Origin of the sequence: Pseudomonas sp. LH1G9 (genome assembly GCF_002949975.1) — a bacterium.
Classification (GTDB): domain Bacteria; phylum Pseudomonadota; class Gammaproteobacteria; order Pseudomonadales; family Pseudomonadaceae; genus Aquipseudomonas; species Aquipseudomonas veronii.
Genome location: NZ_CP026880.1, coordinates 2,577,562 through 2,602,243, shown reverse-complemented (window position 1 = coordinate 2,602,243; position 24,682 = coordinate 2,577,562). Strand labels below are relative to the sequence as shown.

Here is a 24,682-nt window from a genome sequence, read left to right as displayed (position 1 = left end):
CCCCCTCCCACATAGAGCAAAAGCACATCGCATTCCAACTATCACCTCCCGCTCTCAGGAGACCATCATCATGGAATGGCTATCGGAATTTGGAGCCATCGCGGCGATGCAGGGGTTCAACGGCTTGTCCGTGTTCTGCGTGCTGTTGCTGATGGCGTTGGGGCTGGCGATCATTTTCGGCCAGATGGGCGTGATCAACATGGCCCACGGAGAATTCCTGACCATCGGCGCCTACACCACCTACGTGTGTTCCAGCCTCACCGCGCACTTTGCGCCGAGTTTTCAACCCTATTACTTCTTCTTCGCCATTGCCCTGTCGTTCCTCGTTGCCGGTGCGGTGGGCTGGGTGGTGGAATGGGCGATGATCAGCCGCTTGTACAAACGGCCGCTGGATACCTTGCTGGCAACCTGGGGCCTGTCCCTGGTGATGCAGCAAACCTTCCGCTCGGTGTTCGGCGCCCGGGAGGTCAGCGCCGAGCCGCCGGCCTGGCTGATGGGCTCGGTGAACTTCACCGACGCGATTGAAATCCCGCGTAACGGCCTGTTCATGATGGCCCTGACCGTGCTGCTGACGGCGGCGATCTTCCTGATGCTGTACCGCTCGCGTTGGGGCCTGCAGGTGCGTGCGACGGTGCAGAATCGCCTGATGAGCCGCGCGGTCGGGATCAATACGCGCAAGGTCGACCGCATGACCTTCGCCCTCGGTTGCGGCGTGGCCGGGGTGGCCGGTGCGGCGTTCACCACCATCGGTTCCACCGGGCCGACGGCGGGTTCGCAGTACATCGTCGACACCTTTCTGGTGGTGGTGTTCGGCGGCGCGCAAAGCCTGTTCGGCACCATTGCCTCGGCGTTCGTGATCGCCCAGACGCAATCGCTGTCGGAGTTTTTCCTCAGTGGCTCGATGGCCAAGGTGCTGACCTTGTCCTCGGTGATTCTGATCCTGATGCTGCGCCCGCAAGGGTTGTTCTCCATCAAAGTGCGCAAGTAGAGGCGAGCAGATGAAGGCTTTAGACAAGCTGCTGGGCGGCCAGCAAAACCTGATCGGCATCGCGCTGCTGGCGTTGCTGATTCTCGTGGTGTTCCCCCTGACCCTGGATGCGTTCCGGCTGAACATGGTCGGCAAGTACCTGACCTACGCGTTTGTCGCGGTGGGGCTGGTGCTGTGCTGGGGCTATGGCGGCATTCTCAGCCTGGGGCAGGGCGTGTTCTTCGGCGTCGGCGGCTACTGCATGGCGATGTTCCTCAAGCTGGAAGCGTCCGACCCGGAAAGCACCAAGATCCAGTCCACGCCGGGCATCCCGGACTTCATGGATTGGAACCAGATCACCGAGCTGCCCTGGTTGTGGCAACCGTTTCACAGTTTCAGCTTTACCCTGGTGGCGGTGATTGCGGTGCCGGTGCTGCTCGCATTCATTATCGGCATGGCCTTGTTCAAGCGGCGCGTGGGCGATGTGTATTTCTCCATCGTGACCCAGGCGATTGCGCTGATCCTCACCGTGCTGATCGTCGGCCAGCAAGGGCTGACCGGCGGCGTCAATGGCATCACCGACCTCAAGACCCTGCTCGGCTGGGACCTGCGCACCGACAGCGCGAAGCTGCTCCTGTACTTCATCAACGCCGGCTTGCTGTTCGGTTGCATTTTCATCGGCCGCTTCATCCTCGCGTCCAAGCTTGGCCGGTTGTTGATGGCGATGCGCGACAAGGAAGAGCGCGTGCGCTTTTCCGGGTATGACGTGGCCAGCTTCAAGATCTTTGTGTTCTGCGTGGCCGCGGCGTTCTCGGCGATTGGCGGGGCCATGTTCGCGTTGCAGGTGGGCTTTATGTCGCCGTCGTTCGTGGGCATCGTGCCGTCGATCGAGATGGTGATCTTTGCCGCCGTGGGCGGGCGCATGTCGCTGCTCGGCGCGGTGTACGGCGCGCTGCTGGTGAACTATGGCAAAACCTACTTTTCCGAGTCCTTTCCCGAGCTGTGGCTGTACCTGATGGGCGGGCTGTTCATCGCCGTGGTCATGTACTTCCCCAATGGCCTGGCCGGCTTGTGGGACAGCCATGGTCGGCAGGCATTGGCCCGGCTGCTGCGCCGTCAACCACCGGTGAAAGCCGTGGCGCCGCTGGTCAAGCCCAAGACTGAAAGCAAAATCCTGGAGACCCAGCCATGACCGCCGTCGGCTTTGAAATGAACAAACCGGTGCTGGCCATCGAAGGTCTTACCGTGTCATTCGACGGCTTCAAGGCGGTCGACAACCTCAACCTGTATATCGACCGCAACGAAGTGCGCGTGGTCATCGGCCCCAACGGTGCCGGCAAGACCACGGTGCTCGACCTGATCTGCGGCAAGACCCGCGCCACCAGCGGCAGCATCCAGTTCGACGGCCAGGAACTGACCACGATGCGCGAGTACAACATCGTGCGCGCTGGGGTCGGACGCAAGTTCCAGAACCCGTCGATCTACGAAAACCTCACGGTGTTCGAGAACCTCGAGATGTCTTACCCGGCCGGGCGCAAGGTCTGGGGTGCGCTGTTTTTCAAGCGCAATGCCCAGGTGATCGCACGGGTGGAAGAGGTGGCGCGGGAGATCTTCCTTGGCGATTTGCTGCAACAACAGGCCGACCTGCTGTCCCACGGGCAAAAGCAGTGGCTGGAGATCGGCATGCTGTTGATGCAGGACCCCGAGCTGCTGATGCTCGACGAACCGGTGGCCGGCATGAGCGTCAACGAACGCGCGCAAACCGCCGAGCTGCTCAAGCGCATCAGCCAGGGCCGCTCGGTGCTGGTGATCGAGCACGACATGGAGTTTGTCAAAAGCATCGCCCACAAGGTCACGGTGCTGCACCAGGGCAAGGTACTCGCCGAGGGCAGCATGGAGTCGGTGCAAAGTAATCCGAAAGTCATCGAAGTGTATTTGGGCCACTGAGGAGTCCGGCATGTTCAAGATCGACCAGTTGTCCTGCGGCTACGGGCAGAGCCAGATCCTCCACGACCTGGACCTGAACGTGGCCAAGCGCGAGATCGTCGCGGTGATGGGCCGCAACGGCATGGGCAAGACCACGTTGTTCAAGAGCTTGATGGGCATCCTGCCGCAGTGGAAAGGCCAGGTCAGCGTGGACGGGCACGATGTGTCGGCGCTGGAAACCCATGAACGGGTTGAACGCGGAATTGCCTACGTCCCCCAGGGCCGCATGATTTTTCCGAGCATGACGGTGCTGGAAAACATCCAGACCGGCCTGCCGGCCTCGGCGCGGGGCAAGGTGCCGGAGGACTTGTACGCGCTGTTCCCGGTGCTCTACGACATGCAGTCGCGCAAGGGCGGCAACCTGTCCGGCGGGCAACAGCAACAGTTGGCGATTGCGCGGGCGCTGGCGACCAACCCCAAGGTGCTGCTGCTGGATGAACCGACGGAGGGCATCCAGCCGTCGATCATCAAGGACATCGCCCGCACGCTGAAGGAGATTCGCAACTTAAGGGACCTGACCATCGTGGTCTCGGAGCAGGTGCTGTCGTTCACCCTGGAAATCGCCGACCGCTTTTTGGTGATCGAAAAGGGCCGATTCGTGATCGAAGAAACCCGGGACCGGGTGGACGAGGCAACCATCAGCCGCTACCTGTCCGTCTAGCAGCGACCGATTGTAGGAGCCGGCTTGCCGGCGAAAAACGCCCAGGCGCCGCGTTCATCCTGGCGACGCGCGTCATCGTTAACGACCTTCGCTGGCAAGCCAGCTCCTACAGAAACGCACACCTGCGAACCTGCCGGCGAAAAACGCCCAGGCGCTGCGTTCATCCTGGCGACGCGCGTCATCGTTAACGACCTTCGCTGGCAAGCCAGCTCCTACAGAAACGCAGGGCTGCGAACCGACCTGTAGGAGCCGGCTTGCCGGCGAAAAACGCCCAGGCGCCGCGTTCATCCTGGCGATGCGCGTCATCGTTAACGACCTTCGCTGGCAAGCCAGCTCCTACAGAAAAACAGGGCTGCGAACCCACCTGTAGGAGCCGGCTTGCCGGCGAAAAACGCCCAGGCGCCGCGTTCATTCTGGCGACGCGCGTCATCGTTAACGACCTTCGCTGGCAAGCCAGCTCCTACAGAAACGCAGGGCTGCGAACCGACCTGTAGGAGCCGGCTTGCCGGCGAAAAACGCCCAGGCGCCGCGTTCATCCTGGCGACGCGCGTCATCGTTAACGACCTTCGCTGGCAAGCCAGCTCCTACATTTTTGTTTGGGTTTCACTCTCTGGCAGAGCCATACGTCATCCAACGTATTTCCCGTTTTACCTCGCTCCACGAGACTGGTTTCAACGCCACAAGCCATCCGTCCAGGAGCCAGTCCATGACCGAAACGCTGATCAAAGTCGACCTCAACCAACCCGTCACCGAAAACGAGCAGATCCACAACCGTTGGCACCCGGATATCCCGATGGCCTGCTGGGTCAAGCCGGGCGATGACTTCATCCTCGAAACCTACGACTGGACCGCTGGCGCGATCAAGAACAACGACGACGCCAGCGACGTGCGCGATGTGGACCTGTCCACCGTGCATTACCTGTCCGGCCCGGTGGGTGTACACGGCGCCGAGCCGGGCGATTTGCTGGTGGTGGACCTGCTCGACATCGGCGCCAAGGCCGATTCCCAGTGGGGCTTCAACGGCTTTTTCTCGCGGCAGAACGGCGGTGGCTTTCTCACCGATCACTTCCCCAGTGCGCAAAAGGCGATCTGGGACTTCAAGGGCATGTTCACCAGCTCGCGGCACATTCCAGGGGTGAACTTCGCCGGCCTGATCCACCCTGGCCTGATCGGCTGCCTGCCGGACCCGGTGATGCTCGCCGACTGGAACCGTCGCGAACAGGAACTGATCGACACCAACCCGACCCGTGTCCCGCCGCTGGCCAACGCGCCGCTGGCCGCCACGGCGCACATGGGCAAGCTCAAGGGCCAGGCCCGCGACGATGCCGCCGCCACCGGCGCGCGCACCGTGCCGCCGCGTGAGCATGGCGGTAACTGCGATATCAAGGATTTGTCCCGCGGCTCGAAGATCTTCTTCCCGGTCTATGTCAAGGGCGCCGGGCTGTCGGTGGGCGACTTGCACTTCAGCCAGGGCGACGGCGAAATCACCTTTTGCGGCGCCATCGAAATGGCCGGCTGGGTGCATATGAAGGTCGAGCTGATCAAGGGCGGCATGGCCAAGTACGGGATCAAGAACCCGGTGTTCAAGCCGAGCCCGATCACGCCGAACTACAAGAATTACCTGATCTTCGAAGGCATCTCGGTGGACGAGCAGGGCCAGCAGCACTACCTGGACGTCAACATCGCCTACCGCCAGGCGTGCCTGAATGCGATCAACTACCTGACCAAGTTCGGCTACTCACCGGCCCAGGGCTATGCGCTGCTCGGCTCGGCACCGGTACAAGGGCATATCAGCGGTGTGGTGGATATTCCGAATGCGTGCGCGACCTTGTGGCTGCCTACGGAAATCTTCGAGTTCGACATCAACCCCAACGCCAACGGCCCCACCAAGCTCCTCGACGGCAGCGTCGACCTGCCCATCGCACCGGACCTGTAGCCATGCCGACCTACGAATACGCCTGCGAGGCGTGCGGCACGTTCACGATGTTGCGGCCGATCGCCCAGCGCAACGAACCCAGCCAGTGCCCGTACTGCGCCGAGCCGGGAGGGCCGTTGCAGGTGTCGGCCCCGGCCTTGCAACTGCTGTCGACCAACCAGCGCAAGGCCATCGCCGGCAACGAGCGCAGCGCCAACACGCCACAAACGGTCGGCGAGTACCAGGAAAACCGTCGCCATCCGGCCGGTTGCAGTTGCTGCGGCACCAGCAAAAAGGTGCTGCCGAGCAAGGCCAACCCGCTGGGCCTCAAGACCAAGACCGGTCCACGGCCGTGGATGATCAGTCACTAGACCAGGAGCATTGCAATGCGTCATGGCGATATTTCCAGCAGCCCGGACACCGTCGGTGTCGCGGTGGTGAACTACAAGATGCCGCGCCTGCACAGCAAGGCCGAGGTCATCGAGAACGCGAAGAAGATTGCCGAGATGATCCTCGGCATGAAGCAGGGCCTGCCGGGCATGGACCTGGTGGTGTTCCCGGAATACAGCACCATGGGCATCATGTACGACCACGACGAGATGATGGCCACCGCCGCAAGCATCCCCGGCGAAGAAACCGCGATCTTCTCCGCCGCCTGTCGCCAGGCCAACACCTGGGGTGTGTTTTCCCTGACCGGCGAGCGCCACGAAGAGCATCCGCACAAGGCGCCCTATAACACCCTGGTGCTGATCAATAACCTCGGCGAGATCGTGCAGCGCTATCGCAAGTGCATTCCCTGGTGCCCCATCGAAGGCTGGTACCCGGGCGACCGCACCTACGTCTGCGATGGGCCCAAAGGCATGCAAATCAGCCTGATCATCTGCGATGACGGCAACTATCCGGAGATCTGGCGCGATTGCGCGATGAAGGGCGCCGAGTTGATCGTGCGCTGCCAGGGCTATATGTACCCGGCCAAGGAGCAGCAGGTGCTGATGTCCAAGAGCATGGCCTGGGCCAATAACTGCTACGTGGCGGTGGCCAACGCCGCCGGGTTCGATGGTGTGTATTCGTACTTCGGTCACTCGGCGATCATCGGTTTTGACGGGCGCACGCTAGGCGAATGCGGCGAAGAGGAGATGGGCATCCAGTACGCCCAGCTATCGGTGTCGCAGATCCGCGATGCGCGGGCCAATGATCAGTCGCAGAACCACCTGTTCAAGCTGCTGCACCGCGGCTACACCGGTATGCATGCCTCGGGCGATGGCGACAAGGGCGTGGCCGATTGCCCGTTCGAGTTCTACCGCACCTGGGTGCTCGATGCGCAAAAAGCCCAGGAGAACGTGGAGAAAATCACCCGCGGCACCGTGGGCGTCGCCGCCTGCCCGGTCGGGCAATTGCCCCATGACGGCCACGGAAAAACCGCGGGGTAGGGCATACGCTCGGTAGTTCTGCGCAATAAGACTTGCAGTCTGAAAATTCCCCTCTAATATAACCCGGGTAAAACAAATACTACCCGGGTATAAATCATGGATTCTCAACATTCCCCTCGTTGCACCGCTTTCGTTCACCACCGACGTGTGGCGGACGGTCCCTATGCCCACGTTGCCCAGGCGTTGGCAGACCTTGATCTGCCGGCCGGCAGCTTCCTGGTATTCGACGATGCCACCGGCACCCAGGTCGATTACCCTTGGCCCCCAGGTTATGCACCCGAGCTACCCGCGCCCGTAGAAGCACCAGATGAGCCGCCGACGTCCCCTGCGGTCGGGCGCCCCAAGCTGGGCGTGGTCGCCCGCGAAGTGACTTTGCTACCGCGCCATTGGGAGTGGTTGAGCCAGCAGCGTGGCGGTGCGTCGGCTGCGTTGCGGCGGTTGGTGGATGAAGCGCGCAATGCCCATGCCAGTCGTGATCAAATGCGCCAGGCCAAAGAGGCCAGCTATCGCTTCATGAGCGCCATCGGCGGTGACCTGCCGGGTTTCGAAGAGGCCTCGCGGGCGCTGTTTGCCCACAACGCCGCAGACTTTTCCAACAAGATCGCGCTCTGGCCGGTGGACGTGCAGACGTACCTGGCCTGGCTGTCGCGCAACGCTTTCACTGCCTGATCATCATCCAGGGACTCGAACTACCATGGAAGTGACCCAACAACGCCCGCTATGGCAGATCTACCTGGTCTTCCTCGCACCGATGGTGCTGTCGAACTTTCTGCAGAGCTTTTCCGGCACGCTCAATGGCATCTATGTCGGGCAAATGCTCGGTACCCAGGCGTTGGCGGCGGTGTCGGGGATGTTCCCCATCGTGTTTTTCTTTATCGCCCTGGTGATCGGCCTGGGGGCGGGGGCCTCGGTGTTGATCGGCCAGGCCTGGGGAGCCCGGGAAACCTCGATGGTCAAGGCGATCACCGGTGCCACCCTGACCCTTGGCGCGCTGGTGGGTTTGGTGGCAGCGGTGCTTGGCAGCCTGTTTGCGCGTCCGGCGTTACTGGCGCTGGGCACGCCGCTGGATGTGCTGGATGACGCGGTAGGTTATGCCCAGGTGATGATGCTGATCATGCCGCTGTTGTTGGTGTTTATCCTTTACACCCAACTGCTGCGCGGCGTCAGCGACACGATTTCGCCGCTGCTGGCGCTGATGGTCTCGACATTCGTCGGTCTGCTGCTGACGCCGGCGCTGATCCGCGGCTGGATCGGCCTGCCGCCCATGGGCATCCAGAGTGCGGTGTATGCCGGCCTGGTGGGCAACGCCGCGGCGATGCTGTTTCTGGTGCTGCGCCTGCGGCATAAAAACCACGTGATGGCGCCGGACCGCGCATTGCTCGCGGCCTTGCGGCTGGACCGGGTGATTCTCGGCAAAGTCCTGCGCATCGGGCTGCCCACCGGGCTACAGATGGTGGTGCTGTCATTATCCGAATTGGTCATCCTGGCCTTGGTCAACAACCACGGTTCCCAGGCAACGGCGGCCTATGGCGCGGTGACGCAGATCGTCAACTACGTGCAGTTTCCGGCGCTGTCGATTGCCATCACCGCCTCGATCCTCGGCGCCCAGGCCATCGGTGCCGGGCGCCTGGAACGGATCGGGCCGATCCTGCGCACCGGGTTGCTGATCAATACCTGCCTGACCGGCGGCCTGATCCTGCTCGGCTACCTGTTGTCGCCCTGGTTGCTCGGCCTGTTCATCACCGACGACGCCGCGCGGATCAAGGCCGAACACCTGCTGCATATCATGCTGTGGAGCATCCTGGTGTTCGGCTTCCAGGCCGTGATAGGCGGGATCATGCGCGCCAGCGGCGTGGTGCTGATCCCGGTGGCGATTTCGATCTTCTGTGTGCTCGGCGTGGAATTGCCGGTGGCCTACCTGCTCAATGCGCGGTACGGCCTGGAAGGGGTGTGGATGGCGTTTCCGGTGACGTACCTGGCGATGCTCGGCTTGCAGACCGCGTATTACCGGTTGGTGTGGCGGCATAAACAGATCACACGGCTGGTGTGATAAAAGGTTGCGCAAATCAAGGAAAGAAGGCGTTTCAATCATGGCAAACCCCTACGCCGAGTTGTTCCAGGCGCCCGGCGCCCGGGCGTTCGTACTGGCCGGCATGCTCGCGCGCATGCCCATCTCCATGACCGGCATCGGCTTGATCACCATGCTCTCGCAGGTGCATGGCGGCTACGGCCTGGCCGGCTCGGTGGCGGCGGTGTTTGCCTTGGCTACGGCATTTTGCGCGCCGCAGGTATCGCGGCTGGTGGATCGCTACAGCCAGGGCAGGGTACTGCCGATCGCCGCGCTGATCGGCGGCGGTGCGTTGTTGTTGCTGTTGTTGTGTACGCGTTTGCAGGCGCCGAACTGGGCGTTGTTCGTGTTCGCCGCGCTGGCCGGTTGCATGCCCAACATGTCAGCCATGGTCCGGGCGCGCTGGACCGAGCTGTACCGCGGCCAGCCCAAGCTCCAGACCGCGTTTGCCCTGGAGTCGGTGCTCGATGAGGTGTGCTTTATCATCGGCCCGCCGATTTCGGTGGGGTTGTGCGTGGTGCTGTTTCCCGAGGCCGGGCCTTTGCTGGCGGCGTTGCTGTTGGCGGTCGGTGTCACGGTGTTCGTGATGCAACGCCAGACCGAGCCGCCCGTGCATGAGCGCCATGATCATCACGGGCGCTGGCTGATCGCTTCGCCCTCGGTGTTGATCCTGATGATCCTGCTGCTGGCCATGGGCGTGATTGTCGGGGTAGTGGATGTGGTCAGCGTCGCTTTCGCCCAGCACCAGGGCCAACCGGCGGCGGCGAGCATTGTGTTGTCGGTGTATGCCATCGGTTCGTGCCTGGCGGGGTTGGCGTTCGGTACGTTGAAACTCAAGGCGCCGTTGCCCCGGCAGTTCCTGTGCTGTGGTGTCGCCACGGCGCTGACCACCTTGCCGTTGCTGCTGGTCACCAACATCCCCGGCCTGGCCGTGGCGATCTTCATTTCCGGGCTGTTCTTCGCCCCGACCCTGATCGTGTCCATGGCCCTGGTGGAGCGGATCGTGCCACCGAGCCGGTTGACCGAAGGCATGACCTGGCTGATCACCGGCCTGAGCATCGGCGTGGCCATCGGCGCCGCCAGCTCCGGCTGGATGATCGACCACTTCGGCGCGGCCAGCGGGTTCTGGGTGGCGCTGGCGGCGGGGGCGGTGGTGTTGGGTTCGGCGGTGTTGGGGTATCGGCGGTTAGGGTGACGGATGAGCGGTGCACTCACCGCTGAGGAGGTCATCCACCGCCTGGCGAAAGGCGGCCTCCAGTTCCTCTTCGGTTTGCCCTTCATAACTGACCAGTGAGTCGATGTTCAAAAGCCTCCCAAACACGCAGTTGTCTTCGACGCTGGTTTCTATTGAGCCGGTATGACCCTTGTATTTAAGTCGGCGATTCATTGAGCCGCTGCTCCTGTGCGTAATGGTTCTTAGGATCTGGCGCCGTTTAACCTAGGCCCGAAGCGCTTCAAGAGGTATCAGTTGCATACGGGTTTCGTGTAGGGCATTTCCCGGCAGCCCGCATTCCTCGCAGTCAACAGCCTCCCATCCCCCCGCTAATTTTTCCCTCTCCGGTTCGTTTTATAGGGACGACGTGCCTTTGTGCTTCCCGCCTATTGCTCCGGACTCCAAGAAATGAATGCTGAAGACTCCTTGAAACTTGCTCGCCGGTTTATCGGGTTGCCCCTGGAAAAACGCCAGCTGTTCCTCCAGGCGTTGGAGAAGGAAGGGGTGGATTTTTCGCGGTTTCCGATTCCTGCCGGGGTGGATGTGGAGGACCGCGATGCGCTGTCCTACGCACAGCAACGCATGTGGTTTCTCTGGCAGTTGGACCCGGCCAGCGGCGCCTATAACCTGCCGGGCGCCGTGCGGCTCAAGGGCGCGCTGAACCTGGGCGCGATGCAGCAGGCGTTCGCCAGCCTGGTCGAGCGTCATGAAACCCTGCGCACGGTGTTCCAGCGCCAGGCCGACGAGCGCCTGGCGCAGGTGGCGGCACAGCCGGCGCTGGCGATCGAGCAGCACGACCTGAGCGACCTGGCCCCCGCCGAACGCGAGCAGGCCGTCAACGCCGCGGCCACCCGCCAGTCGCTGCTGCCGTTCGATCTGGAGCACGGTCCGCTGCTGCGCGTGCAGCTGTTGAAACTCGACGAGCAGGAACACGTGCTGCTGCTGACCCTGCACCACATCGTCTCCGATGGCTGGTCGATGAACGTCTTGATCGACGAGTTCATCCGTTTCTACGACGCGCATGAGTGCAATGAGGCGCCGCAACTGCCGGCGCTGCCGATCCAGTACAGCGACTATGCCCTGTGGCAACGCCGCTGGCTGGAAGCGGGGGAGCAGGCGCGTCAGCTGGAATACTGGCAAGCGCGGCTGGGTGATGAGCATCCGGTTCTGGAATTGCCCAGCGACCGCCCACGCCCGGCCATGCCCAGCTACAGGGGCACGCGCCACACCTTCGCGATCGATCCGGATCTGGCCGCGCAACTGCGCAGCTGTGCGCAAACACACAACGTCACGCTGTTCATGCTGCTGCTCGGTGCGTTCAATGTGCTGCTGCATCGCTACACTGGCCAGGGCGACATCCGCGTCGGCGTGCCGATCGCCAACCGCAACCGGACCGAAGTCGAAGGGCTGATCGGTTTCTTCGTCAACACCCAAGTGCTGCGCACCGAACTGACCGGGCAGACCCGCGTCAGCGAGCTGCTGCATGCCATCAAGGAGCATGCCCTGGGCGCCCAGGCCCATCAGGACTTGCCCTTCGAACGCCTGGTGGAAGCGCTGAACGTCGAGCGCAGCCTGAGCCATACGCCGTTGTTCCAGGTGATGTACAACCACCAGCCGGTGGTGGCCGACATCGCCTCGATCCGCACGGCCTCCGGCCTGGAGCTGGCCGCGGTGGAGTGGCAGGGCCGCACCACCCAGTTCGACCTGACCCTAGACACTTACGAACAGTCCGGCACCCTGCATGCCGCGCTGACCTACGCCGACGACCTGTTCGACGCGCCATCCATCGCACGCATGGCACGGCACTGGATCAGCCTGTTGCAGGCCATGGTCGCCGATGGCGAGCAGCGCGTCGGTGAGTTGCCGATGCTCGCCGCCGATGAGCAGCAGGTCCTGGTGAGCGCCTGGAACCAGACCGCGCAGGCCTATCCGAGCGAGCGCGGCATTCATCAGTTGATCGAAGACCAGGTGCGCGCCACGCCGGAGGCGCCGGCGCTGGTGTTCGGTGCGACCACGCTGACCTACGCCCAGCTCGACGCCCGCGCCAACCAGTTGGCCCATGCCTTGCGCGAGCAGGGGGTTGGCCCCGATGCCCTGGTGGGTCTTTGCATCGAGCGCTCGATCGAAATGGTGGTCGGCCTGCTGGGGATTCTCAAAGCCGGCGCTGCCTATGTCCCGCTCGACCCCGAGTATCCCCCGGAACGCCTGGCCTACATGATCGAAGACAGCGGCATCCAGCTGCTGCTCAGCCAGCAAAGCCTGCTGCCGTCGCTGCCGGTCGTGGTTGTCCAGGTGATTGCCCTGGACGCGCCCGCGCTGTGGCTCGACGGCTACAGCTGCGAAGCCCCCGCCGTGGCGATTCACGGGCTGAACCTCGCCTACGTGATCTACACCTCCGGTTCCACCGGCCAACCCAAGGGCGCCGGCAACAGCCATCGCGCGCTGGTCAACCGCCTGTGCTGGATGCAACAGGCCTACACGCTGGAGGCCAGCGATGCGGTGCTGCAGAAAACCCCGTTCAGCTTCGACGTGTCGGTGTGGGAGTTCTTCTGGCCGTTGATGACCGGTGCGCGCCTGGTGGTCGCGGCCCCTGGCGAACACCGCGAGCCGGCGCGCCTGATTGCGACCATCGGCCGACACGCGATCACCACCGTGCATTTCGTGCCGTCGATGCTCCAGGCGTTTATCCATGAGCCGGGCGTGCAGGCCTGCACTGGCCTCAAGCGCGTCGTCTGCAGCGGCGAGGCCTTGCCGTTGGATGCGCAGAGCCAAGTGTTCGCCAAACTGCCACAGGCCGCTCTGTTCAACCTCTATGGCCCGACCGAAGCGGCCATCGACGTGACCCACTGGAGCTGTGTCGATGAAGGCGCCGACAGCGTGCCCATCGGCCGCCCGATCGCCAACCTCCACACCTACGTGCTCGACGCCCAGCTCAACCCGGTGCCGGCCGGCGTCTCCGGCGAGCTCTACCTGGGCGGCAGCGGCCTGGCGCGCAGTTACCACCGGCGTGCGGCCCTGACCGCCGAGCGTTTCGTGCCCAGCCCGTTCGCTGACGGCGCACGTGTGTACCGCACTGGCGACCGCGTGCGCCAGCGGGCCGACGGCGTGATCGAGTACCTCGGCCGTCTCGATCATCAGGTCAAACTGCGCGGTCTGCGCATCGAACTGGGTGAAATCGAGACACGCCTGCTGCAGCATCCCGGCGTGCGTGAGGCGGTGGTGCTGGTGCAGGGCGGCAAGCAACTGGTGGCCTACCTGGTGTTGGAAGGCGAAGCGCCCACCGACCTCAAGGCGTGGCTGCTCGGCAGCCTGCCGGAGTACATGGTGCCGACCCACATGCTGCACCTGGACCAATTGCCGGTGACCGCCAATGGCAAGCTGGATCGCAAAGCGCTGCCAGTGCCGGACGCCGCCGCGCAGCAGGCCTATAGCGCCCCGCAAAGCCCCGTGCAGCAGGCGCTGGCCGCAATCTGGGGCGATGTGCTCGGCATTCCGCAGGTCGGCTTGGACGACAATTTTTTCGAGCTGGGCGGCGATTCGATCATCTCCATCCAAGTGGTCAGCCGCGCGCGCCAGGCAGGCATTCGCCTCAGCCCGCGCGACCTGTTCCAGTACCAGAGCGTGCGCAGCCTGGCGTTGGTGGCGACCTTCGAGCAGGCCGCGAGCATCGACCAGGGCCCGGTCAGCGGTGAGGTGATGCTGACTCCGGTGCAGCAGAGCTTCTTCGCCCAGGCCATCCCGGTGCGCGAGCATTGGAACCAGTCGTTGCTGTTGATCCCGCGCGAAGCCCTGGAGCCTGCGCGTCTCGACGCGGCCTTGACCCAGGTGATCAATCATCACGACGCTTTGCGCCTGCGTTTTGTCGAGCAGGCCGAAGGCTGGCAGCAAACCCATGCCGCGCCGATCGCCGCGCCCGGATTGTGGCAATCCCACGCCAGCGACGACACAGAACTGACCGCACTCTGCGAGGCGGCCCAGCGCAGCCTCGATCTTGAACAAGGCCCGCTGCTGCGCGCCGCCCTGGTGAGCATGGCCGACGGTACCCAGCGCCTGTTGCTGGTGGTCCATCACCTGGTGGTGGACGGCGTGTCCTGGCGCATCCTGCTCGAAGACCTGCAACAGGCTTACGGCGCTGCGCCGCTGCCGGCCAAGACCTGCGCCTACCAAGTGTGGGCCCGGCAGTTGCAGGCCCATGCACAGACCCTCAACGCGCAACTGGCGTACTGGCAGGCGCAGACGGCCGACACCGATTTGCCTTGCGACAACCCGCAAGGCGGCCTGCAAAATCGCCTGGGCGCCAAGCTGGAAATCCGCCTTGACGCCGAACACACCCGTCAACTGCTGCAAGACGCCCCGGCCGCCTATCGCACCCAGGTCAACGACCTGCTGCTGAGCGCATTGGTGCGGGTGATCTGCCGGTGGAGCGGCCAGACGGCTGCGCTGATCCAGCTGGAAGGCCATGGCCGTGAAGACCTGTTCGACAATGTCGACCTGAGCCGTACCGTCGGTTGGTTCACCAGCCTGTTCCCGCTGCGCCTGCAGGCCGAGGGCGGGTTGGCGGATGCGATCAAGTCGGTCAAGGAGCAACTGCGGGGCGTGCCCGATAAAGGCATCGGCTACGGCCTGTTGCGTTACCTCGGCACACCGGACGCCCGCGAAGCCCTATCAAGCCTTGCCGCGCCGCGCATCACCTTCAACTACCTGGGCCAGTTCGATCGCCAGTTCAACCAATCGGCGCTGTTCGTACCCGCCACTTGCGGCAGCGGTCAGGCCCAGGACCCCGAAGCGCCGCTGGCCAACTGGTTGACGCTGGAAGGGCAGGTGTACGGCGGGGAATTGACCCTGCAATGGGGCTTCAGCCGTGAGATGTTCGAGGCGTCGACGATCCAGCGCCTGGCGGATGACTATGCGGCGGAACTCAAGGCCCTGATCGTGCATTGTTGTGCCACGCCGGCAGGGCAGGTCACCCCGTCGGACTTCCCGCTGGCGCGTCTGACCCAGCGCCAGTTGGATGGACTGCCCGTCGCGGGACCGGCCATTGCCGATCTCTACCCGCTGTCGCCGATGCAGCAGGGCATGTTGTTCCACAGCCTGTACGAGCCCGAGGCCCAGGCCTATATCAACCAGTTGCGCCTGGACATCGGCGGCCTCGATCTTTTGGCGTTCGGTCGCGCCTGGCAGGCCGCGCTGGAGCGGCATGACATCCTGCGCAGCAGCTTCCACTGGCTGGGCCTGGACAGTGCCCATCAGTTGATCCAGCGGCAGGTCGACTTGCCGTTGCAAGTCATCGAAGACCTCGACGCCGACGTCGAGGCTCTCGCCGCAGCCGAGCGCGACAAGGGCTTCGCGCTCGACGCGGCGCCGCTGTTTCGCCTGTTGCTGGTACGTGGTGTCGGCGCGACCTGGCAGCTGATTTTCACCAGCCACCACATCCTGATGGATGGCTGGAGCAACGCCCAATTGCTGGGCGAAGTCATCGCCCACTATGCCGGCCATACCGTGCCGGCACCGCCGGGACAGTTCCGCGACTACCTGGGTTGGCTGCAACAACAAGGGTCGGGCGAAGCCTTCTGGAAAGCCACGCTGGCGCTGTTGCAAGCGCCCACCTTGCTGGCGGAGGCGCTGCGCGTGCCGGCCCACGCCACAGGGATGGCTGACCATCGGGTGGTGCTCGACAGCGACTTCACCCAAGCGCTCGGCGAGTTTGCCCGCCGCCAGAAAATCACCCTCAACACCTTGCTGCAAGGGGCGTGGAGCCTGTTGCTACAGCGCTACACCGGCCAGGATTGCGTGGCGTTCGGTGCCACCGTCGCCGGGCGTTCGGCGCCGTTGCCGGGGATCGAGCAGCAACTGGGCCTGTTTATCAACACCTTGCCGATCGTCAGCCTGGCCGCGCCGGCCCAATCGGCCGCGTGCTGGCTCAGCGAGCTGCAAGCGCTGAACCTGAGCCTGCGCGATCACGAACATGTGCCGCTCTACGACATCCAGGGCTGGGCGGGCCAGCAGGGCGCGTTGTTCGACACCTTGCTGGTGTTCGAAAACTTCCCGGTGGCCGAAGCCCTGAAACAGGGCGCGCCCGCAGGCCTGACCTTCGGCCGCCTGCACAACCATGAACGCACCCACTACCCGCTGACCCTGGGGATTGAGCTGGGGGCCAGCCTGCGCCTGGAATGGAGCTACGACCGCACGCGTTTCAGTGCCGATCAGGTCGCGCGATTGAGCGCCAACCTGCAGCACCTGCTGGTGCAACTGCTCGCCGATGCGCAGGCGCCCCTCGGCAACTTGCGCCTGCTCGACCCCGCCACGCAGCGCGACGTGCTCGCCCTGGGCCGGGCACCCGGCGCGGCCCTACGTGAGCTGCACGTGCATCAACGCATTGCCGCCCAGGCCGCCGCCACCCCGGATGCGCTGGCGGTGCAGGCCGGCGAAGCGCGCTTGAGCTATGCCCAGCTCAACGACCACGCCAACCGCCTGGCCCATCGCCTGCTGGCGCTGGGCGTGGGGCCTGGGCAGCGCGTGGGCCTGGCCTGCCGACGTGACCCGCAGTTGATCGTCAGCCTGCTGGCGGTGCTTAAAAGCGGCGCCGCCTATGTGCCGCTGGACCCGAAATACCCCAACGAACGCCTGGCCTACATGCTGGCGGACAGTCGTGTGGACCTGCTGCTCAGCGAAACCGGGCTGCTCGCCGACCTGCCGCTGCCGCAAGGTCTGATCCGTGTGGACTTCAGCGCATCCGGCGCTGAGTTGGCCGCTTACCCGCGCGCCAATCCGCCCAGCCACGTGGGCGCCGCCGACCTGGCCTACGTGATCTACACCTCCGGCTCCACCGGCCAACCCAAGGGCGTGGCCATCGATCACGCCGCCCTCGGCCAGTTCTGCGACAGCGCCGCGGTCTACAGCCGGCTGTGTGCAGCGGACCGTGTACTGCAGTTCGCCACGTTCAGCTTCGACGGCTTTGTCGAGCAGTGCTACCCGCCGCTGTGTATAGGCGCTGCGTTGATCATGCGTGGCGATGAACTGTGGGACGCCGGGCAACTGGCGCGGGAAATCGTCGAGCAGGGCGTGACCCTCGCTGACTTGCCGGCGGCGTACTGGTACCTGCTGGCCAAGGAATGTGCGGTCGAACACCGCGCCCTGGGCAATCTGCGCCAGGTGCATGTGGGCGGCGAAGCCATGTCGGTGGAAGGCCTGCGCGCCTGGCACGCCGCCGGCCTGGGCCACGTGCGGCTGGTCAACACCTATGGGCCGACCGAGGCCACGGTGGTGTCCAGCGTGCATGACTGCCAGTTGCTGGATGCCAGTGACGCGTTCGGCGTGCCCATCGGCCAGGCCATCGAAGGCCGTTCGCTGTATGTGCTCGACAGTGCGTTCGAGCTGTTGGCCACCGAGGGCGTCGGCGAGCTGTGCATCGGTGCCGAGTACGGCCTGGCCCAGGGCTATTTCGACCGCCCGGCGCTGACGGCCGAGCGCTTCCTGCCGGACCCGTTTTCCGCCGTGCCGGGGGCGCGGCTCTACCGCAGTGGCGACCTGGCCCGTTACAACCAGGCTGGTGCGTTGGAGTACGTCGGGCGCATCGATCATCAGGTGAAGATTCGCGGTTTCCGTATCGAAATCGGCGAAATCGAGGCCAGCCTGCAAGGCTTGCCGCAGGTGCGTGAGGCGGCAGTCATCGCGCAGCCGGGCGCCGTGGGTGCGCAATTGGTGGCCTACGTGGTGCCGACCCAGGGCCAGCGCCTGGACACCCAGGCGCTGGCGGCGATCTTGCACCGTGCGTTGCCCGACTACATGGTGCCGGCGCAGTGGGTGGTGCTCGATGCCTTGCCGTTGAACAACAACGGCAAGCTGGACCGCCGCGCACTGCCGGCGCCGGACCTGAACCAGCCCCGACAGGCCCACCGCGCCCCGCACAGCCCGCTGGCGATCCGGTTGGCGGCGATCTGGCAAGCGGTGTTGCAGGTCGAGCGCGTGGGGCTCGATGACCATTTCTTCGAGCGCGGCGGCCATTCGTTGCTGGCCACCCAGGTGATCTCCCGCGTGCGCCATGACCTCAAGCTGGAAGTGCCGTTGCGCGCGCTGTTCGAGCAGCCGACGCTGGAGGCCTTCGCGACCGCGTGCGCCGGCGTGCAGGGCGACACGGCACCGACGCTGCAGGCGGCGGGGCGGGACCGGCCGCTGGCGTTGTCCTTCGCCCAGGAGCGCCAGTGGTTCCTCTGGCAACTGGACCCGACCAGCGCCGCCTATCACGTCCCCGCCGCACTGCACCTGCGCGGCCCGTTGGATATCGCCGCGCTGGAACACGCTTTCCACGCCCTGGTGCAGCGCCATGAACCGCTGCGCACCACCTTCGTGGAGGAGGGCGAGCAGACCTGGCAGGTGATCCACCCCGACCTGGCGATTGCACTGGCGCATCAGCACATCGCTGCAGCCGCGATCGAAGCGACGGTGGCGCAGGAGATCCAGCGCCCGTTCGACCTGGTCAACGGCCCGCTGATGCGCGTCACGTTGCTGCACGTCGAAGCGGAGCACCACGTGCTGGTAATCACCCAGCACCACATCATCTCCGATGGTGGGTCGATGCAGGTGATGGTCGACGAACTGCTGGCCCTGTATCAGGGCCAGGCGCCGTTGCCGGCGTTGCCGCTGCACTATGCCGACTATGCCCTGTGGCAACGCGAGTGGATGGCCGCCGGGGAGAAACAGCGCCAACTCGATTATTGGTGCGCCCGCCTGGGCAGCGAACATCCGCTGCTGGAGCTGCCCCTGGACCACCCGCGTCCGGCGCTGCAAAGCCATCGCGGCGCGCGCCGACAACTGCATCTGGACGCCGCGTTGGTCGCCGAACTCAAGGCCCTCGCCCAGCGTCAGGACGTGACCCTGTTCATGCTGCTGCTCGCCGCGTTCCAGACCTTGCTGTTTCGCTACAGCGGCCAGTCCGCGATCCGTGTCGGGGTGCCGATCGCCAACCGCAATCGCCTGGAAACCGAGCGGCTGATCGGCTTCTTCGTCAACACCCAGGTACTGCAGGCCGAGCTGCATGGGCAGATGGGCTTCGACCGCTTGCTGGCCCAGGTCAAGCAACGTGCGGTGGAGGCCCAGGCCCATCAGGACTTGCCCTTCGAACAACTGGTGGAAGCGCTGCAACCGGAACGCAGCCTCAGCCATAACCCGTTGTTCCAAGTGATGTTCAATCACCAGGACAACCTGCGCGCCGGCCCGCTGCAGTTGCCTGGCCTGGACCTGCAACCGGTGGATTGGACCGGCCACAGCACCCAGTTCGACCTCAACCTGGAAACCGAGGAGTCGGCCGATGGCCTCTGGGCTGCGTTGACCTACGCCACCGACCTGTTCGAACCGGCGACCATCGAGCGCCTGGCCGAGCATTGGCAGAACCTGCTGCGCGCCGTGGTGTGCGATGCCTCCCAACCCCTGGACGAGCTGGCGCTGCTCAGCGCGGCGCAGTGGCGGCAGATGCTCGAAGCGTGGAACCACACGGCCTTCGATTACCCCCGCGAGCGCTGTGTGCATCAGCTGTTCGAAGCGCAGGCCCTGGCCCAGCCCGACGCCATCGCTGTGCAATTCAACGACGACGCCTTGAGTTATGCCGAACTCAACCGCCGCGCCAATCGCCTGGCCCACCGCCTGATCGCGGCGGGTGTCGGCCCGGACGTGCTGGTGGCGGTGCATGTGGAGCGTTCCCTGGACATGGCGGTCGGCCTGCTGGCGACCCTCAAGGCCGGTGGCGCCTATGTGCCGCTCGACCCGCAGTTCCCGGCGGAGCGCCTGGCGTTCATGCTCGAAGACAGCCGCGCCCGGGTGCTGCTGACCCAGCCAGCGCTGATCGGCCGACTGGCGCAACCGCAAGGCCTGCACGTGCTGCTGGTCGATGACAGCGACGCTGGCGAACACAACCCGCAAGTGGACCTCAGCCCGGAACACCTGGCCTACGTGATCTACACCTCCGGCTCCACCGGCCAGCCCAAGGGCGTGATGGTGCGCCACCGCGGGCTGTGCAGCTTCACCAGCGGCATGGCCGCCAGCCTGGATATCGACCGGGATGCGCGAGTGCTGTCGCTGACCACGTTCTCGTTCGACATCTTCGCCCTGGAGCTGTACGTGCCGCTGACGGTTGGCGCCACGGTGCTGCTGAGCGAGCAGGCCCTGGCCCTCGACCCGGAGGCGATTATCGACCTGGCGCACCACCAGCGCGCCAATGTGCTGCAAGCCACGCCGTCAACCTGGCGCATGCTGCTGGACAGCCCGCGTGCCGAGCGGCTGCATGGCATCAAGGCACTGTGCGGCGGCGAAGCGCTGCCGGCCGACCTGGCCCAGCGCCTGCTCGATCTGCAAGGCCCGGTGTGGAACCTGTATGGCCCCACGGAAACCACCATCTGGTCGGCCGCCCATCGCCTGTTGGCGCCGCAGCCTTTTGTCGGGCGGCCGATTGCCAATACCGCGTTGTTCATCCTCAACGCCGGGCTCTGCCCATGCCCGTTGGGCGCGGCCGGTGAGCTGCTGATCGGCGGTGTCGGCCTGGCGCGCGGTTACCACGCACGGCCAGCGCTCACCGCCGAACGCTTCGTGCCCAACCCTTATGGCGCGCCAGGCGAACGCCTGTACCGTACCGGTGACCTGGCGCGCTACCGCGACCACGGCGTGGTGGAGTACATCGGCCGGGTCGACCAGCAGGTCAAGGTGCGCGGGTTCCGTATCGAACTGGGCGAAATCGAAGCCTGCCTGCGCGAACACCCCGGTGTGCGCGAAGCCGTGGTGCTGGCCGAAAACGACCGCTTGATCGCCTATCTGGTGACCTCCGCCCCACAGACGCCTCAGGTCTACCAAGCCGCCTTGCGCGAGCGTTTGCCGGACTACATGGTGCCGGCGTACCTGATGTGCCTCGACAGCCTACCCTTGACCCCCAACGGCAAGCTCGACCGCAAGGCTCTGCCCCGCGTGGACGCCAGCCTGTTGCTAAAAGGCCATGTCGCTCCCGTCACGCTGCGCCAACAGCAGGTGGCGGCGATCTGGGCCGAGGTGCTGGGCGTACCTCATGTCGGCCTCGACGACCACTTCTTCGAACTGGGCGGGCATTCGCTGCTGGCCACCCGCGTGGTGTCGCGGGTCCGCCAGGCGCTGACGCTGGAAGTGGCGCTCAAGACCCTGTTCGAACACTCGGCGCTGGGTGACTTCGTCGCGGCGCTGGGCGAGGAGGGCGTGGTCGCACCGGCGATGCTCAAGGCCGACCGCACCCAACCGTTGCCACTGTCCTATGCCCAGGAACGCCAATGGTTCCTCTGGCAACTCGACCCGCACAGCGCCGCGTACCACATCCCCAGCGCCCTGCGCCTGAAAGGCACGCTGGACCTGGCCGCGCTGCAACGCAGTTTCGACACATTGCTGGCGCGTCACGAAAGCCTGCGCACCCATCTGCATCAGGACGCCAGCGGCACACGGCAAGTGATTGAAGAATCGGGCCTGATCGACGTCGACCAGGCCGACAGCGACGAAGCCGGGCTCAAGGCGCAGGTCGCTGCCGAGGTCGCGCGTCCGTTCGACCTGCTGCGCGGGCCGTTGCTGCGGGTTACGTTGCTGCGCCTGGCCGAGGATGACCACGTGCTGGTGCTGGTGCAGCACCATATCGTCTCGGATGGCTGGTCGATGCAACTGATGGTCGAAGAACTGGTGCAGCTCTACGCCGCGTTCAGCCAGGGGACCACGCCGCACCTGCCAGCCTTGCCGATCCAGTACGCCGACTATGCCCTGTGGCAGCGTCAATGGATGGAGGCCGGTGAGACCGCGCGTCAACTGGCTTACTGGCGTGAGCAACTGGGCGGTGTGCAACCGGTGCTGGAATTGCCGGTCGACTACCCGCGCCCAGCGCTGCAAAGCCACCGTGGCGCGCGCCTGGGTATTGAGCTGGCGGCGCCGTTGCTCGCCGGTTTGCGCAGCCTGGCACAGCGCACCGGGGTGACGTTGCCGATGGTGTTGCTGGCGTCGTACCAGGCCTTGCTGCACCGCTACAGCGGTCAGGAGGACGTGCGCGTCGGCGTGCCGATTGCCAACCGCAATCGCCTGGAAACCGAAGGGTTGATCGGCTTCTTCGTCAACACCCAGGTGCTCAAGGCCGATATCCACGGGCAGATGAGCGTCGAGCACTTGCTGCACCAGACGCGTCAACGCTCCCTTGAGGCCCAGGCCCATCAGGACCTGCCGTTCGAGCAGTTGGTGGAGGCCTTGCAGCCCGAGCGCAGCCTGAGCCTGAGCCCGCTGTTCCAGGTGTTGTTCAACCACCGCGTGACGTCGGTCGACAGCCATTGGCAGCGCCTCACCGAGCTTGACGTCGAGGTCCTGAGTTGGGATGAAGGCGTCGCCCAGTTCGACCTGGCGCTGGACGTCGAGGAAAGCCAGACGCTGTTGCGTGCGTCCCTGAGCTACGCCACCGACCTGTTCGCCCCGGCGACCATCGCACGCATGGCCGGCCACTGGCAGAACCTGTTGCAGGCGATGGTCGCCGATCCGCAGCAGACCCTCGGCCAGTTGAACCTGTTGGATGAGGATGAACAGCGGCACATCCTGCAGTTGTGGAATCAGTCCGACGCCGGCTTCCCGGCCGGGCGCCTGGTACACGAGTTGGTGGCCGAGCGTGCGCGGGAAAACCCGCAGGCAGTCGCGATCAAGTTCGACACGCAAACCCTGACCTACGGCGCGCTGGATCGCCAGGCCAACCAGTTGGCCCGTGCGTTGATCGCCCGTGGCGTCGGCCCGGAAGTGCGCGTGGCGATTGCCATGCCGCGCAGTGCGGAGATCATGGTGGCGTTCCTTGCGGTGCTGAAAGCTGGCGGCGTTTACGTGCCGCTGGATATCGAGTACCCACGCGACCGCCTGCTGTACATGATGCAGGACAGCCGCGCCAAGCTGCTGTTGACCCATACCGCCGTGCAGCAGCAACTGCCGATTGCCGAAGGCCTGGATACGCTCGCTATCGACTGCACCGAAGCCTGGAGCGGCTTCAGCGACACTGTGCCGTCGGTAGCTCTGGACGGCGACAACCTCGCCTACGTGATCTACACCTCCGGCTCCACCGGCATGCCCAAGGGCGTGGCGGTGGCCCACGGTCCGCTGGTGGCGCATATCATCGCCACCGGCGAACGCTACGAAACCGGCCCGGCCGATTGCGAATTGCACTTCATGTCTTTCGCCTTCGACGGCTCCCACGAAGGCTGGATGCACCCGCTGATCAACGGCGCGAGCGTGCTGATCCGCGATGACAGCCTGTGGCTGCCGGAATACACCTACGCGCAAATGCACCGTCACAACGTGACCATGGCCGTGTTCCCGCCGGTGTACCTGCAACAGTTGGCTGAGCACGCCGAGCGCGACGGTAACCCACCGAAGGTGCGTGTTTACTGCTTCGGTGGGGATGCCGTGGCCCAGGCCAGCTACGACCTGGCCTGGCGTGCGCTGAAACCCACTTATCTGTTCAACGGCTACGGCCCGACCGAAACCGTGGTTACGCCGTTGTTGTGGAAAGCACACAAGGGCGATCCCTGCGGCGCCGTGTATGCACCGATCGGCACGCTGTTGGGCAACCGCAGCGGCTACATCCTCGACGCCCAACTCAACCTGCAACCCATCGGCGTCGCTGGCGAGCTGTACCTGGGCGGCGAGGGCGTGGCGCGCGGTTATCTGGAACGTCCGGCACTCACCGCCGAACGCTTCGTCCCCGACCCGTTCGGCAAGCCCGGCAGCCGCGTGTACCGCAGCGGCGACCTGACCCGTGGCCGCCCGGATGGCGTGGTGGATTACCTCGGCCGTGTCGATCACCAGGTGAAGATCCGCGGTTTCCGTATCGAACTGGGCGAGATCGAAGCGCGTCTGCGCGAGCAGGACAGCGTTGGCGAAACCGTGGTGGTGGCTCAGGAAGGCCCGACCGGCAAGCAACTGGTGGCCTACGTGGTGCCGGCAGATGCCAGCCTGGCCAACCACACCGAGTGGCGCGACACCCTGCGCCGCGCCCTGAAAACCCGCCTGCCGGATTACATGGTGCCCGCGCACTTCATGTTCCTGGCGCAAATGCCGCTGACCCCCAACGGCAAACTCGACCGCAAGGGCCTGCCCGAGCCGGACGCGAGCCTGATGCAACAGGCCTACGTCGCCCCCGAAACCGAGCTGGAACAGCAGATCGCCGCGATCTGGGCCGAGGTGCTGCGCCTGCCGCACGTGGGCCTGAATGACAACTTCTTCGAGGTCGGCGGCCACTCGTTGCTGGCGATCCAGATCACCTCGCGGGTCCAGGCCGAACTGGGCCTGGAAGTGCCGCTGGTGGAAGTGTTCCAGACCGAAACCCTGCGCGCCTACGTGCAGGCCGCTGCCACCTTCCGCGCCGGCAGCACGCAAGATTTCGACGACCTTCGTGACTTTTTGAGCGAACTAGAGGCGATTTGA

12 protein-coding genes are annotated in these 24,682 nt (G+C 64.8%); 11 read left to right on the top strand and 1 reads right to left on the bottom strand.

All coding sequences use genetic code 11. The features are described 5' to 3' along the window. The first annotated feature begins 70 nt into the window (after nucleotides 1–70). The 10 genes from urtB (at nucleotide 71) to C5F70_RS11805 (ending at nucleotide 10,222) form a co-directional block, all read left to right on the top strand. Nucleotides 71–988 (top strand): urea ABC transporter permease subunit UrtB, encoded by a 918-nt coding sequence (gene urtB / locus C5F70_RS11855; protein ID WP_046488365.1) that lies wholly within the window; start codon nucleotides 71–73, stop codon nucleotides 986–988. Nucleotides 989–998: 10 nt separating this feature from the next. Beyond that, nucleotides 999–2,159, top strand: coding sequence for an urea ABC transporter permease subunit UrtC (urtC, locus tag C5F70_RS11850; protein ID WP_046488364.1), 1,161 nt, complete (start codon nucleotides 999–1,001; stop codon nucleotides 2,157–2,159). Continuing rightward, nucleotides 2,156–2,914 (top strand): urea ABC transporter ATP-binding protein UrtD, encoded by a 759-nt coding sequence (gene urtD / locus C5F70_RS11845; protein ID WP_046383754.1) that lies wholly within the window; start codon nucleotides 2,156–2,158, stop codon nucleotides 2,912–2,914. Before urtC ends, urtD begins: the two co-directional genes overlap by 4 nt. A gap of 10 nt (nucleotides 2,915–2,924) precedes the next feature. After that, complete coding sequence (gene urtE, locus C5F70_RS11840; protein WP_046383753.1) at nucleotides 2,925–3,614, top strand: urea ABC transporter ATP-binding subunit UrtE; 690 nt, start codon at nucleotides 2,925–2,927, stop codon at nucleotides 3,612–3,614. Nucleotides 3,615–4,320: 706 nt separating this feature from the next. Beyond that, the gene (fmdA, locus tag C5F70_RS11830; protein WP_104903383.1) at nucleotides 4,321–5,550 is read left to right on the top strand and encodes a formamidase; all 1,230 of its coding nucleotides are present in this window, start codon (nucleotides 4,321–4,323) and stop codon (nucleotides 5,548–5,550) included. 2 nt (nucleotides 5,551–5,552) lie between these two features. Further along, nucleotides 5,553–5,900, top strand: coding sequence for a zinc ribbon domain-containing protein (locus tag C5F70_RS11825; RefSeq protein WP_104903382.1), 348 nt, complete (start codon nucleotides 5,553–5,555; stop codon nucleotides 5,898–5,900). Between the two features lie 15 nt (nucleotides 5,901–5,915). Next, nucleotides 5,916–6,959: an aliphatic amidase gene (locus C5F70_RS11820; protein ID WP_104903381.1), complete on the top strand. Its 1,044-nt coding sequence runs from the start codon at nucleotides 5,916–5,918 to the stop codon at nucleotides 6,957–6,959. A 96-nt stretch (nucleotides 6,960–7,055) separates the two neighbouring features. After that, entirely contained in the window at nucleotides 7,056–7,628 is a 573-nt protein-coding gene (locus C5F70_RS11815) for a DUF2239 family protein (protein WP_104903380.1), read from the top strand. Nucleotides 7,629–7,653: 25 nt separating this feature from the next. Beyond that, nucleotides 7,654–9,009: an MATE family efflux transporter gene (locus C5F70_RS11810; RefSeq protein ID WP_104903379.1), complete on the top strand. Its 1,356-nt coding sequence runs from the start codon at nucleotides 7,654–7,656 to the stop codon at nucleotides 9,007–9,009. Between the two features lie 40 nt (nucleotides 9,010–9,049). Continuing rightward, a complete protein-coding gene (locus C5F70_RS11805) occupies nucleotides 9,050–10,222 on the top strand; it encodes an MFS transporter (RefSeq protein WP_046383747.1) in 1,173 nt (390 codons plus the stop codon). On the opposite strand, the gene C5F70_RS11800 is transcribed toward C5F70_RS11805, so the two are convergent. Beyond that, complete coding sequence (locus tag C5F70_RS11800; RefSeq protein ID WP_104903378.1) at nucleotides 10,214–10,414, bottom strand: hypothetical protein; 201 nt, start codon at nucleotides 10,412–10,414, stop codon at nucleotides 10,214–10,216. The two genes, C5F70_RS11805 and C5F70_RS11800, sit on opposite strands and share 9 nt — an antisense overlap. A gap of 234 nt (nucleotides 10,415–10,648) precedes the next feature. On the opposite strand from C5F70_RS11800, the gene C5F70_RS11795 reads away from it, so the two are divergent. Beyond that, nucleotides 10,649–24,682 carry a non-ribosomal peptide synthase/polyketide synthase gene (locus tag C5F70_RS11795; protein ID WP_104903377.1) on the top strand — a complete coding sequence of 4,678 codons (14,034 nt, stop codon included), beginning with the start codon at nucleotides 10,649–10,651 and terminating at the stop codon, nucleotides 24,680–24,682.

Excerpts from the sequence above, each read along its gene's own strand:
- C5F70_RS11805 (WP_046383747.1), top strand. The coding sequence starts at position 9,050 with ATGGCAAACCCCTACGCCGAGTTGTTCCAGGCGCCCGGCGCCCGGGCG.
- urtB (WP_046488365.1), top strand. The coding sequence starts at position 71 with ATGGAATGGCTATCGGAATTTGGAGCCATCGCGGCGATGCAGGGGTTC.
- urtC (WP_046488364.1), top strand. The coding sequence starts at position 999 with ATGAAGGCTTTAGACAAGCTGCTGGGCGGCCAGCAAAACCTGATCGGC.
- C5F70_RS11795 (WP_104903377.1), top strand. The coding sequence starts at position 10,649 with ATGAATGCTGAAGACTCCTTGAAACTTGCTCGCCGGTTTATCGGGTTG.
- C5F70_RS11810 (WP_104903379.1), top strand. The coding sequence starts at position 7,654 with ATGGAAGTGACCCAACAACGCCCGCTATGGCAGATCTACCTGGTCTTC.
- C5F70_RS11820 (WP_104903381.1), top strand. The coding sequence starts at position 5,916 with ATGCGTCATGGCGATATTTCCAGCAGCCCGGACACCGTCGGTGTCGCG.
- C5F70_RS11825 (WP_104903382.1), top strand. The coding sequence starts at position 5,553 with ATGCCGACCTACGAATACGCCTGCGAGGCGTGCGGCACGTTCACGATG.
- C5F70_RS11815 (WP_104903380.1), top strand. The coding sequence starts at position 7,056 with ATGGATTCTCAACATTCCCCTCGTTGCACCGCTTTCGTTCACCACCGA.
- urtD (WP_046383754.1), top strand. The coding sequence starts at position 2,156 with ATGACCGCCGTCGGCTTTGAAATGAACAAACCGGTGCTGGCCATCGAA.
- urtE (WP_046383753.1), top strand. The coding sequence starts at position 2,925 with ATGTTCAAGATCGACCAGTTGTCCTGCGGCTACGGGCAGAGCCAGATC.
- C5F70_RS11800 (WP_104903378.1), bottom strand. The coding sequence starts at position 10,414 with ATGAATCGCCGACTTAAATACAAGGGTCATACCGGCTCAATAGAAACC.
- fmdA (WP_104903383.1), top strand. The coding sequence starts at position 4,321 with ATGACCGAAACGCTGATCAAAGTCGACCTCAACCAACCCGTCACCGAA.